At 32.7% G+C, this 17,650-nt stretch carries 12 protein-coding genes and 2 pseudogenes; 9 read left to right on the top strand and 5 right to left on the bottom strand.

Annotated elements, in window-relative coordinates; all coding sequences use genetic code 11:
* Positions 1 to 84 precede the first annotated feature (84 nt).
* Genes B5X64_RS15330 through B5X64_RS15320 form a run of 3 tightly spaced genes read right to left on the bottom strand, consistent with a single transcriptional unit; the run spans position 85 to position 10,025 of the window.
* Entirely contained in the window at positions 85 to 5,961 is a 5,877-nt protein-coding gene (locus tag B5X64_RS15330; protein ID WP_079466062.1) for a DEAD/DEAH box helicase, read from the bottom strand.
* Positions 5,962 to 5,997: 36 nt separating this feature from the next.
* A complete protein-coding gene (locus tag B5X64_RS15325) occupies positions 5,998 to 8,985 on the bottom strand; it encodes a hypothetical protein (RefSeq protein WP_079466061.1) in 2,988 nt (995 codons plus the stop codon).
* Between the two features lie 50 nt (positions 8,986 to 9,035).
* On the bottom strand, positions 9,036 to 10,025 hold the full coding sequence (locus B5X64_RS15320) for a helix-turn-helix transcriptional regulator (protein WP_079466060.1): 990 nt from the start codon (positions 10,023 to 10,025) through the stop codon (positions 9,036 to 9,038).
* A 1,420-nt stretch (positions 10,026 to 11,445) separates the two neighbouring features.
* On the opposite strand from B5X64_RS15320, the gene B5X64_RS15315 reads away from it, so the two are divergent.
* The 8 genes and pseudogenes from B5X64_RS15315 (at position 11,446) to B5X64_RS22610 (ending at position 15,937) form a co-directional block, all read left to right on the top strand.
* On the top strand, positions 11,446 to 12,051 hold the full coding sequence (locus B5X64_RS15315; protein ID WP_079466059.1) for a recombinase family protein: 606 nt from the start codon (positions 11,446 to 11,448) through the stop codon (positions 12,049 to 12,051).
* Between the two features lie 54 nt (positions 12,052 to 12,105).
* A complete protein-coding gene (locus B5X64_RS15310; protein ID WP_079466058.1) occupies positions 12,106 to 12,354 on the top strand; it encodes a hypothetical protein in 249 nt (82 codons plus the stop codon).
* Positions 12,354 to 12,620 (top strand): type II toxin-antitoxin system RelE family toxin, encoded by a 267-nt coding sequence (locus B5X64_RS15305; protein ID WP_079466057.1) that lies wholly within the window; start codon positions 12,354 to 12,356, stop codon positions 12,618 to 12,620. Before B5X64_RS15310 ends, B5X64_RS15305 begins: the two co-directional genes overlap by 1 nt.
* A 45-nt stretch (positions 12,621 to 12,665) precedes the next feature.
* Positions 12,666 to 12,905, top strand: a pseudogene (locus B5X64_RS23060) (RHS repeat-associated core domain-containing protein); the annotation flags it as partial.
* Positions 12,906 to 13,632: 727 nt separating this feature from the next.
* Positions 13,633 to 14,025 (top strand): hypothetical protein, encoded by a 393-nt coding sequence (locus B5X64_RS15295; protein ID WP_079466055.1) that lies wholly within the window; start codon positions 13,633 to 13,635, stop codon positions 14,023 to 14,025.
* A 369-nt stretch (positions 14,026 to 14,394) separates the two neighbouring features.
* A pseudogene (locus B5X64_RS22615) lies at positions 14,395 to 14,577 on the top strand (RHS repeat-associated core domain-containing protein); the annotation flags it as partial.
* A gap of 761 nt (positions 14,578 to 15,338) precedes the next feature.
* Positions 15,339 to 15,728, top strand: coding sequence for a hypothetical protein (locus B5X64_RS15285; RefSeq protein ID WP_079466053.1), 390 nt, complete (start codon positions 15,339 to 15,341; stop codon positions 15,726 to 15,728).
* A gap of 11 nt (positions 15,729 to 15,739) precedes the next feature.
* Positions 15,740 to 15,937 (top strand): hypothetical protein, encoded by a 198-nt coding sequence (locus tag B5X64_RS22610; protein ID WP_123921091.1) that lies wholly within the window; start codon positions 15,740 to 15,742, stop codon positions 15,935 to 15,937.
* A gap of 15 nt (positions 15,938 to 15,952) precedes the next feature.
* On the opposite strand, the gene B5X64_RS23355 is transcribed toward B5X64_RS22610, so the two are convergent.
* Together B5X64_RS23355 and B5X64_RS23350 are read right to left on the bottom strand one after the other, a co-directional pair.
* A complete protein-coding gene (locus B5X64_RS23355) occupies positions 15,953 to 16,609 on the bottom strand; it encodes an IS3 family transposase (protein WP_420808115.1) in 657 nt (218 codons plus the stop codon).
* Positions 16,610 to 16,824: 215 nt separating this feature from the next.
* On the bottom strand, positions 16,825 to 17,124 hold the full coding sequence (locus B5X64_RS23350; protein WP_079466052.1) for a transposase: 300 nt from the start codon (positions 17,122 to 17,124) through the stop codon (positions 16,825 to 16,827).
* Between the two features lie 172 nt (positions 17,125 to 17,296).
* On the opposite strand from B5X64_RS23350, the gene B5X64_RS15270 reads away from it, so the two are divergent.
* The gene (locus tag B5X64_RS15270; protein WP_079466051.1) at positions 17,297 to 17,623 is read left to right on the top strand and encodes a transposase; all 327 of its coding nucleotides are present in this window, start codon (positions 17,297 to 17,299) and stop codon (positions 17,621 to 17,623) included.
* Positions 17,624 to 17,650 lie beyond the last annotated feature (27 nt).

Below are 17,650 nucleotides of genomic sequence, written 5' to 3'. Positions count from 1 at the left end.
AGGCAAAAGTAAAATCCAACTATGCAGCGGATGTGCATAGTTGGAAAATTAATGATTAATCAAGATTAAAGTGTATAGTAATGATCAATTCTGTAATGATTCAATACTTACAGTATATAAAATAGGAAGATTGTTTCTCTTTAAAATATCAATAGAATTACCCAAGCTGGCTAAATCTTCAATCGTAGTACTTCCATTTACCAGGATCCAACCATGCTCTATTCCTGCATCTGGCCTGATGATAATTTTGTATTGATCATTTGAAAATTCAAAATAACGATAGTGCGGAATTTGATCGCTTAGAATATCCATATTTTCTGCGTCTAGATCATATCTATAAAATTCCATAAACGATTTTCGGTAGTTTTGATTTCGAAAATCGTGAAATACTCTTGTAGAGTATTTTTCGGTGCTAAAATCCTGTCCATAAAAACTAAAGTCTTGCAATTCAAAATTGAGCTCTGTTTTTAGTTGATCAATGAACTGTAACATCAAAAAGCATCCAAAAGGTGTTTTTAAATAACGATCATAGTATGAGACATCGAATTTTTGTCCATTCATTAATGATTGCAGGTCACATTTATTTTTCAATCCCATAATTAAAATGGAAGCGAGACTTTTTGAAGAAATATTTTCGGTAGGATTGATATACACTTCAAAGATTTGATTAAAATTAAGATAATCCATAACATCAAGTGGATCACAATCGATTTTCACCAATTGATTGACTCTATACAATTCACCGTTATCAGTATCTCCCCAATACTGATTTAAGCCGAGGCTTACTTGGCCATTAACCAGATATGAACAGTAATCTACATCAGATAACTTGATTGAGGCAATAGCTTTGATATGGTCATTATAATTATCGTTATCGTTCTGAAGCCATACTTTTGCCCAAGAAGAAACTTGAATTAATGTCATTACATTTTGAGGATTCGATAATATCGGTTTCGTTTCAAAAACTAAATTAATCTCTGACTGTTTTTTGAGATTTTCTAAGAACATTATATTCTCTAAATCCCAATTAGAAATTTCATGATCAACTTTTAACCAGATTTCATCAATTTGATTGGTGTAAGAAACTTTAACAATATCTGCTCTTATACCACCTAATATTCTTTTTGGATTTGGGTAACTGTTTTCTATCTCTTCCGGAATGTTCAATTCTTCAATATTTTGCAACCAATCCAGAGCTTTATTACGATCTAAAAGATTAATGTGCCATTGGGTTTTTCGGTCGATTAAACATTTTGTACAAGCTCCTGTGCAATTACATTCTAATTTTTCTTTAGCTGCTTTTAATATTTCGTCGGCGTACAAAAAGAACTTTGTAGAATATCCGGCACCTCCTTTTGTTGTATCAAAAATAAAAATTGTGCTGTAATGATCATATTTTTTTATACCAAAGTCGATTTCTGCAGCTTCTACAGCAAGATACGATGCCAATTCTTTTGCAAAAACAGAAGCTAGGGAATATAAAAGCGTTTCATCTGTAGAATATCTATCGTTGTCCTTAATTCTAATCTCACAAAAATTGGTTTTAAAACGTCCACCTAAAATAACATTGGGACGAATAGATGTAGGTGTAAAATTGCCCTGACAAATTGCACCATTCTGGTCGTCTTTCCCACCTCTCAAACGTCTGTGATCTTCTAATTCTTCTAAAGAAACCCCTGTTTTACCACAATTTAGACAAACATGAAACCCATTTCCGTTACCAACATTGTAATATAAGATCTCCCCATTATCCTCACTTTCTCTTATATCAATGATATTCGTTGTATTTTGTTCCCATGGTTTAACATTAATCAATAATGGATCAACATACTGTGTTCTTGAAGTTTCAGATATCTTCCTATTAGGAGTTTGATAGACATCTACTGCAAAACCAGCAGGTTGAATCATTTCGGTGAAACTTCCCCGACTGCCTTCATCATCGAAAATCAAACCTCTAAAACTTTGATTATTACAATGTGGACAGCTAGAATCGATAGTTTGATTATCTGCTATTTCCACAATTCTTTGGTAACCACAACTATTACACAACTGGATAATTTCTTTGCTGGCCTGAGAACCGCGATTATTATCTAGAATAATTCCTGCAGATTTGTAATTCATCCCGTCAATGACAACATGGTTGCCCGGAGCAAATTCTGTCAGTGCTCTGGTGATAAAATAGGAAGGATTTTCCTTTTTTTGCCTTCTGTTTAGGTTTTCAATATTTGTGGTTTCGAACTCTACAATTCCGGTTGGAAGCCCTGCTGTTGGAAGAAATCCTTCCTGTGCTAAAAAAGAAAGTGCGTTTTTTTCTATAAACTGTATATACTGAATGTTTACAGCTTTATAGGCAGGAGAATTTTGGCCAAATTCATTCTCAAACTCTGCCAGTTTTCTCTCAAATCCTTGTTTTTTAGCTTGTGTAAAGTGTACTATTCTATTGAAATTTGAAAATACCTTATTAATTATAAAATTAAAATTCTTGTCTGAAAAACTTGTGTTTTTAGTAATGCTCTTCAACCTGCCATCTAAGGAAGAAATTTCGTCATTGAGTAACCAACTTATGAATCTTGTAGCAATAGGATTTATTTCAGCAAAGAAAAAGTCGCTAATCTTATCAGTTACTCTCATACCTCCCACTTGCTCAGTCTGAACAAATTTTCCTAGAAAGAATGCATTAATATGTCTTTCAATAACCTGCTGACTATTGAAAGAGATAAAAGGTGGCGCAATTTTATGAGTCAAAGCCCACGTAGGTGTATTGAATGCATTTAAACCGACAGGGTTTGGAGCACATACGGTAAATGCCAAAGATTTTGATTCTTTACGGCGGCCTGCACGGCCTGCTCTCTGTAAATAATTTGCAGGGCCTGGAGGAACATTGTTCATTACAACCGTAGAAATCCCGCCGATATCCACACCCATTTCCATAGTTGTGGAACAATTAAGAATATTGATTTCTGAGTTTTCAAATTTAGTCTCAAGCTGCTTTAAACGTTTCTCATTTTGTTGAGCAGAATGTTCCCCAGATAAATAAATAGGTCTATTTAGAATTACTTTTTCGTGGATGTCATTCCAAATACCTTGTTGTTTCCATTCTGTTGAGTTTACGGCGATCCAGTCTTTTACTGTTTGCATTACATTATTATCTCCCATTTTCAATTTGAGTTCAGGAAATCTAATGGGTTGTGTATTTTCGATTCTGTAATGACGAACGTTTTCTTCTGTGAAAGTTCCATTGATCCAAGGAGATACACCTTTGAAATGAGCATCAATCAGACGTTTTTTTACAGGACAAAGCCAAAGTTCATTGGTCAATTGAAATCTCGTTTTCTCTTCCAAGTTTAATTTGTAAGCTTGATTTCCATCTTCCGTTAAAATATTTCGGATATGTAACCAAATATTTTTCAGTAATTCATTAATGTCTTCCTCAATTTCGTTGGTAATTTCATCTCTTTCAGAATATCCTAAACCAACACAAATTAGTAGAGCAAGTCTATTGGGCCTAAGATTACTCTTTTCGAACTTTGGCCATTCTATTGCACCAACAATATTTGAATTGGGATTATGAATCAGAGAACTTCTTAAGAAAGAAGTTGAGTAAGGATAAATTACGGGATCAACAAAAAAATTAAATTTATATCTGATAATATAATCTAAACCAATTTTTAAAAGACTTTTCCATTCCGCTAAAGAAATATTGCAGCGTTCTGCAATTGATGGCAATTGTACATTATCTAAATCCGGATATACCAAACTTACCAACCCCAAATTTTCCAATGAACGCTCTCTGGGTAATCTTCTTGAAAAATTATCGAATAAAAGCGCCCGTGAATATTTTTCAATGTTTACGATATCTTCTTCCCGAGGATTGTTATTTCTAAATAATGTCTTTAAATCTGTTTTTGGATTTACAAAGTCATAAATCTGTTTCCAGCTTAGTCTTACTGAGTTAGTTGGAGGAATTGGTAATGCAGCTAATTGTCTTTCGAATTCTCTTTTCACAACAGGATTTATTGTGTTTTCTATTTGTTCTTCTAAAAAACTACGAACAGGATCTGGTGTCGCGTCAACCGAATTTTCTAATGAAAGTTTATGAAAGACCTGCGAACGAATCCAATTGCTTTCATTATCAATATTAATAAGCGCAGATATTTTGGCCGTTCCCTGACGACTATCTGTAAATGAGATATATTTATGACCGTTCCATAAAGTTTCTTGTCTGATTTCACCCGCCTCTGGTGTGTTTTCAAGAAAAATGTCGGATAAATTTCTGTTCATGTACGAAGAAGAAATTCTAAAATGCAAAGGGTTTTCTAATGATGTTGCGCAATGGGGACATACACATTCACCATTGTTATTATCTGCTTCTACGAATTCATTTCGATTTCTATCTATCTTACCGGTACCATCAATACCAAATTCATTTGTTCCCAAGACAAATCTTTTGTGAGGATTTTTCCTTGTAAAGAAAAAAGAAAGCGTAGGAAGTTTGTCTTCAGAATCTTCATCATTATCAATATCGTCTAATACAAAATTATCCTGATTGAGAGATGTTGAAAGTTGAAGCGTTTCAACACCTTGTTTGTTTATTTCTTTTTCTGCTTTTAGTAGTTCGTTACCGCAGGATCTACAGGCAACCAACTCAAACATCGGAAAAGTACAATGAGAACAAGTTTTCTCTGTATACGTTGTCAAATTCCCCATGTTACTTATGTTTTCAAAATTTTGATGTTTGTCACATTCCGAATTTGAACAGGCATATACGCCTCCGATTCCGCGGGAAAACATATGCATTCTTAGTGGTAAAATAGAATTATCAAGCTGATCTTTTTTCTCAACAATATGATCCAGCCAATCGAGTTTATCTTCAGTAGAACTATTATTACCTACAAAGCCGTTAGTCATTTCAGAAAGTTTAATCGCCGCAGATGTGTAGGTTCTGGTCCTCAGTTGCTCAATTCCTTGTTTGTTTTCAATTTCAAAATCATCTTGCAGAGGAGTAAATTCGCGATTTCCAGTAATAACCTCTATTTGGCTGCTATCAATGCCACAAAGATTTGCCATGAAATCCTTTAATTTTCTGTCACTTTCTTCCCCTGATCCTACCGTTGCTGAAGTAATAGCAAAACGTAAATCTTTAACATCGACTTCAAAGGCATCAACTACTCTTCTAATTAATAACGCCATTTCTGTCGCAGCAGATCCCACCAAAGTATGTGCTTCATCTAACAAGATCCATCTTAATTTCCCTTTAGAATTTTCGAGGAGCGGAACATCCCTATCCCTTACCAACAAATACTCCAGCATCGATGGATTTGTAAAAAGTATTTGAGGCGGAGTATCTCTTATTTGTTTTCGTGATATAAGCTCAGGAAGAGCATTTTTTGCATGAGCCGCTGTTGCATTTTCGTCAGTATTTCCATTATATACAGCATAGGTTAATCCTCCGATTGCTTTTACCCAAGTATCAATACGTTTTTTCTGACTGCCAATTAATGCATTTAGAGGATAAAGAAAAATCGCTCTTACGCCAGATTCGTTTTTACAGTTTTGATATAAGTCTTGTAAGACCGGTAACATAAAACATTCTGTTTTACCAGAACCTGTACCTGTTGTTACTGCAATAGATTTTTTGCCAGAGAGAAGTTTCTCCCAGCTTGTCACTTGATGTACATACGGATTTCTATTTTTTGGAAACTCGTATTCTCCTTTTATTTTATCTAATCTTTTGATAAGATTGCTGTCAAAAAGATGGGTCAGGTCTCCAAATGTCTCTGATGCCGGAGTCCAAGGAAAGGTATTTTGAAAGACGGGTTCAGCTAAAAGTTTTTCTTTATTCAGTAATTCTTCCAGATAATTCTGAAATTGTGCATCACCTGTTGCCCATAAAGAAAGTATAGAATCTTTAAGCCTGTCTTGAATTTCTTTGTAAATTTTATTAAATATAAGTTTACTCATAATTACTAGTTTTTTTGTTTAAATATTTTGTTGTGATTAGTTTAGATAGTAGATAAGTGAATCTTCATACCATTTTTTATCAATATTTTCGACATATTTTATCATTCTACGATAGCTATCGCCGTTGGTATGCCACAGTCCGGCATTTTCTTTTTTTATGGAGGAAGCAACAGCCAATGGTGCAATCACCAAAATATTTACTTGATCATTCCACTGTTGATTGGGAATTGGTTTTATATAAGAATTTCGGTCTGTTGATAAATCATATTGAGGCAATTGGCTGAGAACACGATTTCCTAATCGTTCCCTTGCTCCATTCAGTTCTGCGAGAAAAACAAAGTCTTTTTTCGATTTGTTTTGAAGTAAACAAACTTTAAGCTCAGGGAAATGATGTCCCAACATTGTAGCAATTTCTTTACTCATTTGTAAGTGATTGTACCAATGTTCTAGCTTCACCCAATGAAAAGAAAAGCCCAAATCATTTTCAAGTTCAGCAAAATCACTCCCGGAGAAAGCAAATTGGCCATTATCAAATTTTTTAGATAAAAACACAAAGGCTTTTGCTGCTAATTTAGAGGAAATTGTAATAGACTTTATGATATCGAAGGTTGCAAAAGGCAGATCATTTTCTTTACATAAAATGTAATATATCCAGAGTTTATTCCAAATAATTCCCGAAAAGTCCTGTTCTAAAAGTTGAGATGCAAAATCTACCATCCTGGAGTTTCTATCATCATCAGTTGTGAATTTGTTTTCAGGATTTACACTTATGAACACTGGTTTTATTTTAGGAAATGAATTTTTGGCCGAAAACAAAATGAATTTCTCAATATTGCCTTTCTGTAGTGAGAAAGAGCTTTCTTCTTTTATAAGCTCTATTTTATCTATATCATCAAGCTCACAGTCTAAAGGCAATGCAAACACTGAATCTGCAAAATTAATATCATCATCAATAAACTGAATTTTATTATGCTCAGTCACTTCCCACAGAACAGTTTTAGAAAATTGTTTTATAACATAATTTTTAATTTTTCTAGTTTTGGAATTTGGAAGGATCTCAGAAATTATAACGTCAATATAATTTTCTTCATCTATAACATTATACAACTGAAATAATGATTTGAGTGTGTCATAAAATTCAATAAGAGGAATTATTTTTAGGTCAATTGATTTATTGATGTTGATTTGATCATTTTTATGGTTCTTAAATGAAATTTCAAATTCTTTTTCATGTAAATTAGAAACAAGTCTCCAACCTCTAATGTTATCAAGATAAAGAATTTCATCATCAACTTTTTGGTTGTTCTGGTCAACAATGCATAATCCTTGAAAAGGCGAAGTAATCTCAGCAATTAGACCTGCTGATTGAGTTTGTACACTAAATCTTGTTTTTACAGATGTTGGAAACGAACTATGTTCAATAATATTAAATTTAGTAGTATAGCCATCTATAGAGAAATGATAAAGGTCTGAGGGATAAATTTCTGTAGTAAAATTTTGACTATTTCTAAAAATAAAATGATGATCTTGTGAAAGCACTGTAAGATCCAAATCTGAAATATTAAAAACTCTATCAAACTCTTCAATTTCGGCATGCGAAATTTTAATGTCTATAACGCCTTTGGAAAGCGGAATATTTGTAGAATTCCATTCAAACCTGTCTGCACTTTTCCATTGAATAATGGGATTTGAAATTCTTTGTCCATTTTTGTCATAAACTAACAAACGGAGTTGATCTCTAATAATTTCTAAATTCGATTTCAAAATCCACTTAGGTCGCTCAGATAATATTGTCCAATCAAAGATGTTTTCTGCATTAGTTTTAAATTTAAAACCATTTTCATTATCTTTTTTTACAACTAATTGATGCTTGAATTTAACAAAATAATAAACGTTATCATTTATGATTAACTTTTCCTCTAATTCCACATCGCCTCGCCAAGAATAAGAACCTACACACAAAACGAATGCTGAATTGTTCCGTGTATATCGTGATTTGTCTAAGTAATAAATGGAATCATCACTGCTGTTCCACAGCGAAGGCATTTCTAAATTCAACTTGTGGTGTAACAAATGATTAGCAGTATAAGTTTTATCAAGTGCATCAATAAAATATATTTCAGGATCTAATTTTCCATCAAATTTAATTGCATTTGTTACCTGAATTACTTTATAAGTATCATCATTCCTTTTAACTAATTTTGCTATTAGATCGCTATCAACAAATAATCTGTATTCACTTAGGAGTTCACTTTGGTGCCCGTTTAATAAATATTGCAAATCTGTAATACTTAATTTTGAAATTAATAAAGTATTTAAAAAGAATGTATTTTTCCTGCTGTCATAAAACCATTTGAATTTCAGGGAGTTTCCTTTCCTTACAACCTTGTCTCTTTCTTTAATTAAATCATTTGTAATTTCAGTCAAATCATTGTTTTGTTTGAAAGAAGTCAATATGGACTCGTCATTATCTAAAACAGCTCTTACAATTTCTAGACAGCTCGAATAAATAATATCATTCTGACTTGACTTTGGCAAGAGGCCAGTAATTTCACAATCTGAGGAAAAATCTTCAATAGCATTGGGGTTTAAATGAATAATTTTAAGAAGAAAGTCACGATATTTTCCTTTATTATTTTTAATATGATTTATGGGTAAGCCACCTTGCAATAATAACGTCTTAAGATATAGAGTGTTTTGAATTCTAATCCAGTTAAAGTTTAGAAAATTACCACCCTTTTTTGCCAACTTGAAAAATACTTCATCATCGAAACATAAATTTTTTCCGCCAATAGATTCGTAAATCTCTAGTTTAGAAGGATAACCACCATTATACTTTCGTTTCCACCACTCTGCGTAATACAATGCACAAGTCCTGGGATCAAGTTGCGAAGATCTTTCAACAGTTTGAAAACGTATTTTTAATTGTTCAAATTCAAAATCTGAAATGTTGTATTTCCATAAAGGTTGACCTGTGTGAAAACTATACATTCTCGTTTGTAAGATTTTAATAAATTCACTCATCGAAGTAATTTTTTTTCAAATTTAAATACCATCTATGCAGTCCAGCTGCACTAATATATTGATTTTATTTTCGCAATTCTTTCTTTTATCTTATGAGCAAGCTCTGGTGGCTCCAGCACACACATATTTTCGCCGTAAGAAAGAATTAAAGCCTCAAGTTCATAATTTAATTTAACCTGAAGATGAAGTATATTATCTTTGATTTTTTGCGATCCGTGAAGTGGTTTTGAACTGATGTAAGGAATAATATTTTGTGAAAGCTCAATTTTTATATTCACAGCTTCTTTTAATTCATCATTACTTACTCCGATGATATCTTCGAAATATTCTTTGAAATCAATTTCACAATTTTTAAATTTTAGTTTCGTTACTTGAATCTTGACAATGCGATCTAAAGCTAAATTTTGAATTTTTTCGAACTCGTGATTGTAACCAAATAAAAACCAACGGTTGTTATATTGTTTCAAATAGTAAGGCGAGATGCAGAAAGTGCTTTCTTTGTCAGAAGCGAATCCGCGGTATATTACGTCTATAACTTGCGAGTTTGCAATATGATGATATAGTGGATTAAGCAATTCTATACCTTTTAAAAATTCATTATCTTCAAAACTGATGATTTGTCTTTGACTCTGAGATTGATGAATACCAGAATTAAGTTTCGCCTGCATAGTATTTACCCAATCAAAGCCGGGAAGATTGTTTATTCTCGATAATGTTTCCAGCGCTTCATTGAGTGAACTTAATTCTGAGGGATTTAGAGGACTTTTTAAAATTGAAAACTCAGGATCTGAGTATTGGTAATGAACTTTCCTACCTTTTTTATAATTTTCTATAGGAGCATTAAATCCTGCTTCACTTTTCATAAAATCGATATCTATGAAGATCTGTCTTCTTGAAACAGTAGTATCCTTAATGTAATGTGCAGTAAGGACTTCTGAACAAAACTCTATTAGGTCATCGATGTAGAATAACTTGTACGCATTTGAAAAACATGTATCAAGTGCTTTATATCTAATCTGTGCGTTTTTATTTTGGGCCATTTCATTTAAATGTGAAAAACAAAAGTAGCTAAGATTAATGGAATAAATATGTGGGATAACGTAATTTGAGTAATTTGTGCTATAAATAATTCTAATTTCTAATAATAGAGATAAAAGATAGAAAATACTGAAGTTTTAGTTTGGGTAGGTGACATATGGAAATGACAAGTTTTTATAACTGCATTTAAGTAATCTTAAATATTTCAAATCTTTAATAAGAATGACAGATAAAGGGAAAGAACCCTAAAAAGCCAAAAAATCCTGAAAAAATAAAATTTTATGCTGTTATTTCTATGCAAATGGGCTTATTTATGCATTTTACCCTCCCGACACTTCCGTCCTGCGCCCACTTCTTATGTATTCAGCAATTTGCTTTGGGATTTCGTTCCTCTCTCTTTTCTTTAATAATATATGCAGCTCCCCGTTGTCAAACCAAGACATTGCGGGATTTTTAGAGAGAGCACTCCGGGATGACTAATTTTTTTTCTACTTAAATCCTCTTCAACCTCTATTTTTCTGATCCTACTTTTGTCTATCGGATAACTTCGACTTTCGTCTAATGATGTATGAGTGAAACACCGTGGCTGCATAAAATCTTCTTTAAAAAATATGCAGAAAACCGCGATGAAAAATTGCCAGCAATTTAAACAAAAAGTTGCGTCACAATTATAATGTCACTCAATCAATATACTTGCAAGACCGTAATTACAGGTTTTCGGAAAGTTGGAAAATGTCTCCTTTCAAGAAATTAAATGTTTTTCTCTATTTGTACCGGAGGAAGTTAAGCAAAACGGCAAAGTGTATTAAGGGATATTATATTTGAAAATATAGATCTAACTTTTTTAGTGTAACAAACGATTATAAAGACAAGTCATAAACTTGCAGAAAAGAAGAGTTGAGCAAAATTTATCTTTACTTCAAATGTCATTTAAAAGGGGTGAGTGATAAATTAAGCAAAACGGCAAAAGGATAAATGTGATGTTACCTTTGTATAGTATACAAAAAAACATACGAAGAATTACTTTTTTGAGTAAACCTGAACATTTATAATAAAGAAAAATAAATTAATTTTTTATATATGATTAGTACATTTAGTATCGTAGTAGTGATAGGATTATTTGTCCTGTTCACAGTTGGAATTCTCGCAAAGAGAAAATTTAAGGGATTCATCGAATATGAATCATTTAAAATGGGAATCGAGGCGGAGAATTAACCGTCTAATTTTAGATCAGGTAAGACTTCTTACCTGATCTTTTTATTTCAACGAGTCATATTATTTTTACATAAAAACGGTGGTATTGTGAGATTTTATAAGATGTGGAGATTCGCACCTTATTTTTTCAAAATATTTTCTCAAATTCTCGTATCATAAAACAATGTTTTATAAATTTACCATGAATGAGTTTAATGTAACAAAATTATGAAAATAGGATATGCAAGAGTTTCAACTAAAGATCAAAATCTAGATTTGCAAATTGAAGCTTTAGAAAAAGCAGGGTGTGAGAAAATTTATCAAGAGAAAATTTCAGGCTCTACAAAAAATCGTCCTGAACTAGATAAAATGTTAGAGCACTTCAGAGAAGGTGACGAACTTTATGTTTGGCGATTGGATAGATTGGGAAGAAGTCTGAAACATATTATAGATATGGTTTTAAGCTTAAATGAAAAAGGCATCATTATAAAAGGGATAACAGATGGAGTAGACACATCAACAATGAATGGCAGACTTTTTCTAAACCTTATGGCTTCTTTGGCAGAATATGAAAGAGAATTGATAAGAGAAAGAACGAATGCTGGTTTACAATCTGCAAGAGCAAGGGGCAGGCTAGGAGGGAGACCAAAAGGTTATACAGAGGAAACAATTTCCAAGCTACTCATTCTTCGTTCGGTTTACAAAGATTTAACAAAACGACCTGAAGAAATTTATAAACCCTTTGGATTAACAAGAGCAACATTTTACCGTTACTCCAAAATTCTAGACAATCATTCGGATGATGAAATAAAAAAGATGGGAGTAAGGAAATAACAGACACAATCTATACATAATGTATATTTTGTATATTTGTATAAATTTTTAAAAATGCGTAAAAATATTGATATTGAAGAAAGCCTTCTTACAAAGCTAAAAATTCTATCTGTTTTTGAAGATATAAGTGTAAAATCTGTTATGGAAAAAGCGGTTTCATTTTACGTGGAATACCAAGAGAAAGAGCGGTTAAAATCATTGTCCCAAGAAGATAAAGAAGATTTAGGATTACTATTGCTTATGCAACAAGCAGACAGAAAAGAAGTAGTAAGTCGTGACGAAATAATGAACGCTTTAAACTAATGGAAGTTATTTTTTTAAGAAGTTTTCTGACAGACATTAAAAAACTGAATGATATAAAATTGAAAAATAAAATCAGAGAGTTTATAATGGAGATTGAAATTGCTGAAAATATTGATGAAATCCACAATGTCAAAAAATTAAAAGGTTATTCTACAGCGTATCGATTTAGATTAGGAGATTATAGATTGGGATTTTATAAAGCTGAAAATACTATAGAATTAGCCCGATTCGTAAAAAGAAACGACATATATAAACTATTTCCTTAAAGGCCAAAATAGCGATAACAATCTTGAGATATTAGATACCAATGATATTATCCATTTGGATTAAACCATATTGGAGGTAATAAGGGTAACCTAGGAAGTTATAGTAACTATAAGTACAACGGCAAAGAACTCCAAGAGACGGGAATGTATGATTACGGAGCAAGAATGTATATGCCCGATATTGGTAGATGGGGTGTTGTGGATCCGCTGGCGGAAATAGGTAGAAGATGGTCACCATATACATATGCATTAGATAATCCGATAAGATTTATTGATCCGGATGGGATGTGGCCATATCCTGTCACTACACGCTCTTTTGCTCCGTTTGCTAGCTTTGGTGGTGGTTTTGCAGGGGATAATAGAGGGTTTTCTACTTCTTCTTCGGTAACATCCAGACTATCTCATAGTTATGTAATGAATACTGATAATCACACTTATACTAACTATGGTGCAAGTTCAAGCCCTTCTTCTCATCCTTATTTAGGAACTGCTACTGCACCAGATGACCGAGGAACGATTTCAAATGCTGTATATAGTACCAACAAAGATGGAAGTACCACAACCTCTTGGACTGCTACAATGGCAGGACATAATCCTTTAGTAGCAGGTTCTCCTGATATTGATGTGAAAACTAACTTTAGTTTAACAGAGAATAAAGCAGCTGGAACTTTGGGGGTAAGCGTAACTCAAACTGGAGATGGTTTTCCTTCATCAGAAACAATGATTGGGGATACGGGTGGAAATCAATTAATGATAGGTGTAAGTACAGCCGTTGGAACTCCTTTCACTCATTTATTTGGAGAAGGAAACAATAATGCAATGATGAGTAATAATTTTACTGTTACAATGGATGAAAATGGTGTATTTACAGGTGTTCAAGCAGGAAATAAAACTTATTCTGTAGGAGATTGGAATAAAATGTTTGAATCACAACCAGCTGTTGAACGAATTCCAATTCCAGAACCTGGGACTACGGCTTTTGAAATGGTAAGATAAATAATTAGAAAATACAATGAAAATATTAAAAACAAATTGGATAAATATATTAGGGGTTTTTATATGTGTTTTGCTATATTCTATTATTTATAATTTTTTTATTGATGATAGCATTACAAGAACCTTTCTACAATCAATATTTGGGGCTGTATTTTTTCTTCTTTTATATGGTGTACTTTTTTGGATAGGCTTTATATTGGCGCTTATTATTTTTGATTTAATCATAATAATACCTAATCAGAGTAATCTTAAATTGAAACTATTATTAGAATGGGCAATAATATGTTTGCCTTTTATATATTGGGCTATTATATATGAGCGGCAGAGAAATATTTTTATAGTTGCTGTTGTCGCTTTTTTAATTACACAGTTATTAAGGGAAAGATTAATAAACAAAGCCACTCATTGAGTGGCTTTGTTGTTTTACATAATGCTTTGCAATTTAGTTTTTTTGAGGAAAGCATCAAGGAGAGCGAAGACGTGTTGCCTGTCGTTCTCTTTTAGTTTTTGGATGTCGAGGATTTTAGCAACAATACTTTTTTCCAAAAGGACATCTGTAGAACCTACGAGATAATCCAAAGAAACCAAGTTTTGGGCATCAAAGACCTTCTTTTTTTTGCAAAAAGGGAAAAAACTGCGGAACTTGTTTTATTTTTTCAATTGAAAGAAAAAAATTATCTTTGGGAAATCGAGCAAGAGCAGACGTTCACAGTGAAAAGCCTCGCGCAAGAAAAAGCTGAGTAGGCAAATCCCAAAAAGTTGAGCGGAGTTGTAGAACTATAAGTACAACGGCAAGGAGTTGCAAGAGACGGGGATGTATGATTATGGCGCAAGAATGTATATGCCGGATATTGGAAGATGGGGTGTCGTAGATCCACTAGCGGAAAAGCATCCAGAAATGACACCCTATCGTTATAGTTTTAATAATCCAATTAATGCAACCGATCCAACAGGATTATTAGAAGACTGGGTTTATAACACAGAATCTAATAGTGTTTATTGGAATGAGAATGCTACAAGTCAAGCAACAGCTGGAGCAAACGAAACCTATTTAGGAACTTCCGGAACATATACAACAGAAAGCGACTCTACAACAGCATTACACTCGGATGGTTCTTATACCAATAATTCTTTGCTTGGAGGATTTGGGATAATGAATAATTTAGACCCTTTAATCCACGCAGGAGATGCTGGACCAGCGATGAGTTATATGGCTTTCGGAGATCCGAACGCTCCAACTGTAAGAGAAACCCCAGCCTCTAATTCTCCAGAAGTTGCAATGGGAAATCCCTCAGGACAATTGGCTGTTGCAGGACTATATGGTTTACAAGGTGCGGCAATGGAAATAGGTACTTCAAAAGCTTTAGGAGTATTAGCAAAAATAGCAACAACATCTGACGGATTTTTATTTGGTGGAGTTAATATGAATGCTCCTATTAATATTCCTACTCAAAGGTTCGGAAATATAGCTACAGATGGTAGAACACAATTTTGGGGTTTACGCATTGGAACAAGTGAATTCGCAAATAGAACAGCTGCAGCTATAAAACCTGAATGGAATCCGCTCACGCAATATACAAGTGGAATAATTCCTAAAGGAACTCCAATTAAAGTAGGAATAATTGGGCCACAAGCAGGAGGTTTTTACACAGGAGGCTCTTTACAATTTATAACTAATTCAAATAGTGTTATAAATAAAGCGACGAAAACGATACCAAGATAATGAAAACAGATAATCCCTTAAACTATAATATCAATATGATCCTTCCAAATAAAATGGAGATTTCATATATAAGCATGTATGAAATATGCCAAGGCTGTCCAGAAGTCGGAAAATTATCTATTGGTGGAAATATAATAAAGAAAGAAGTATTCGGAGGTCCTTTATTATATGAAAATGGATTTATTTATGTTCCTTGTTTTAAAAGAAAATGGTTCAACTCTGGATTTTATTTGACTAAAATAAATACTTCCAGTTTAGAGCTTCTCATAATATCAGAAATGTACCAGATAATTGATTTAATAAAAATAGAAGACGATAGTATCTATTTTTATGATAGCTTGGAACAAAGTGAGATAAAAAAAATCCCTTTAAAAAAAATTACTCATTAATATTTCAAAAAATGAAAAATTTATTGTTATTTTTGACCTTAATACTAAATTTAATGTTGAATGCACAAGAAATTAAACTTAATGATTTTAAGTTTATTGCTTATGATATTGAAGCCAAAAACGTTTCGATTTTATCATATTCAACATTGGATAAAAACGGAAAATTAAATGTTTATTTAAAAAGAGACAAGGATTGGATATGCAAATAAAAATTCCAGTATTAGTTAAGCTGCATTTTGATGTATTTTTTGACTATTAAACTCTTCTATTGTTTGGTAATTTAGGGTGCCGTGTCGTCTTATTTTATTATACCAAATTTCAATGTATTCAAAGACTTCCAATTCCATTTTTTCTTTTGTTATGAGTTTATTGCCATAAATCAATTCTGTTCTTAAGGATTTAAAAAAGATCTCTGCCACAGCATTGTCCCAACAATTTCCTTTACGACTCATACTTCTAATTACGCCGTAAGACTCAATGGTTTTTACAAATTTATTGCTTGCATACTGAACGCCTCGGTCGCTATGAAAAATTAATCCCTCTCGAATCTTTCTATTTTTGATTGCCATTTTCCACGCTGCTAAACTTGTTTCCTCTGTGCTCATTCCATTCCTTAAACTCCAACCAATTATCTTTCGGTCATATAAATCAATAATCGTTGTGAGGTACAAAAACCCTTCTTTAGTTTGAATATATGTAATGTCGGAAACCCAAACTTTTGAGGAATTTTCAACAATAAATTTCCTATCCAACACATTTTCCACTACCAAATAATTGTGTTTTGAGTTGGTTGTAATTTTAAATTTCTTACTTAATTTACTTCTCAAACCAAGCTCCTTCATATATTTCGCAACCGTTACTCTTGATATTTTATAGCCCAAAGCATTTAATTCAAATGTTATCCTCGGACTTCCATAACGCTATTTTGACACAAAATAAATCGAAGTTATCTGTTGTTTTATTTTTTCTTTCAAAAGCAATCTATTGCAAATTGGACTACTTTTCCATTTGTAATAACCGCTGGAACTCACTTCTAAAATACGGCACATTTTTTCAATCGGAAAAAGGTATTCATGATTTTTAATGAATCCATATTTCATCGACCGCTCTTGGAAAAAATGACGATTGCTTTTTTTAATATATCGCGCTCTAGCTCTGCATCCTTTAGTTTTTTTTCTAATTGGTGGATTTTTTCCTGCTCCGGAGTTAGTTTGAGATTTCCATTTCCAGGGAAACTTCCCTCGCCAAATTCTTCATATTCTTTGCGCCATTTATAAAGCAACGTAACTTTTATGCCTAGTTCTCGGGCTAATTCTGAGATATTGGTTCTCTCGTTGCTCAATTGAACGGCTTTTGTCTTAAAAGCTGGATCATAGATTTTTCTCTCTCGTTTCATATATTAAAATTAAGGTTTTATGCTTAACTTCTACTGGACGCTAAATTAGTATATCCAATTTTTAAAAATAAATTGAAAAGGCTGTGTAGTTAAGGAGTGACTATATAATACCCCTACAAAACTGGACCATTAGTTAAGTTGAAAAATATTAACTTTAAACAATTCCAAAATTATGAAAACAGGAAGACGTAAATTCGATTCAAGCTTTAAGGCAAAGGTAGCTCTTGAAGCATTAAAAGAACGTGAAACTCTGCAACAATTAGCTCTAAAATATGAGTTACACCCGAATCAAATCTCTCAATGGAAGCAAGAGTTTATAGAAAAATCAGCACAGGTTTTTGAAAAGAAACCCCTGAAAGAAAGTAATGAGCAAAGTGTTTACGAGCTTTATCAGAAGATTGGTAAACTAGAAATGGAAAAGCAACTGCGAAGCACATCACTAAGAGCTTGTTTAAATAAAAAAACTCAATTATTTTTTGCAAAAAAAGCTGATCAGTAAGAACTTTGTAATTCACTACAAAAACAG

Source organism: Chryseobacterium balustinum, from assembly GCF_900168205.1.
Classification (GTDB): Bacteria; Bacteroidota; Bacteroidia; order Flavobacteriales; family Weeksellaceae; genus Chryseobacterium; species Chryseobacterium balustinum.
Note: the sequence above shows the minus strand (reverse complement) of the source record. Positions and strands in the feature narration are given on the sequence as shown.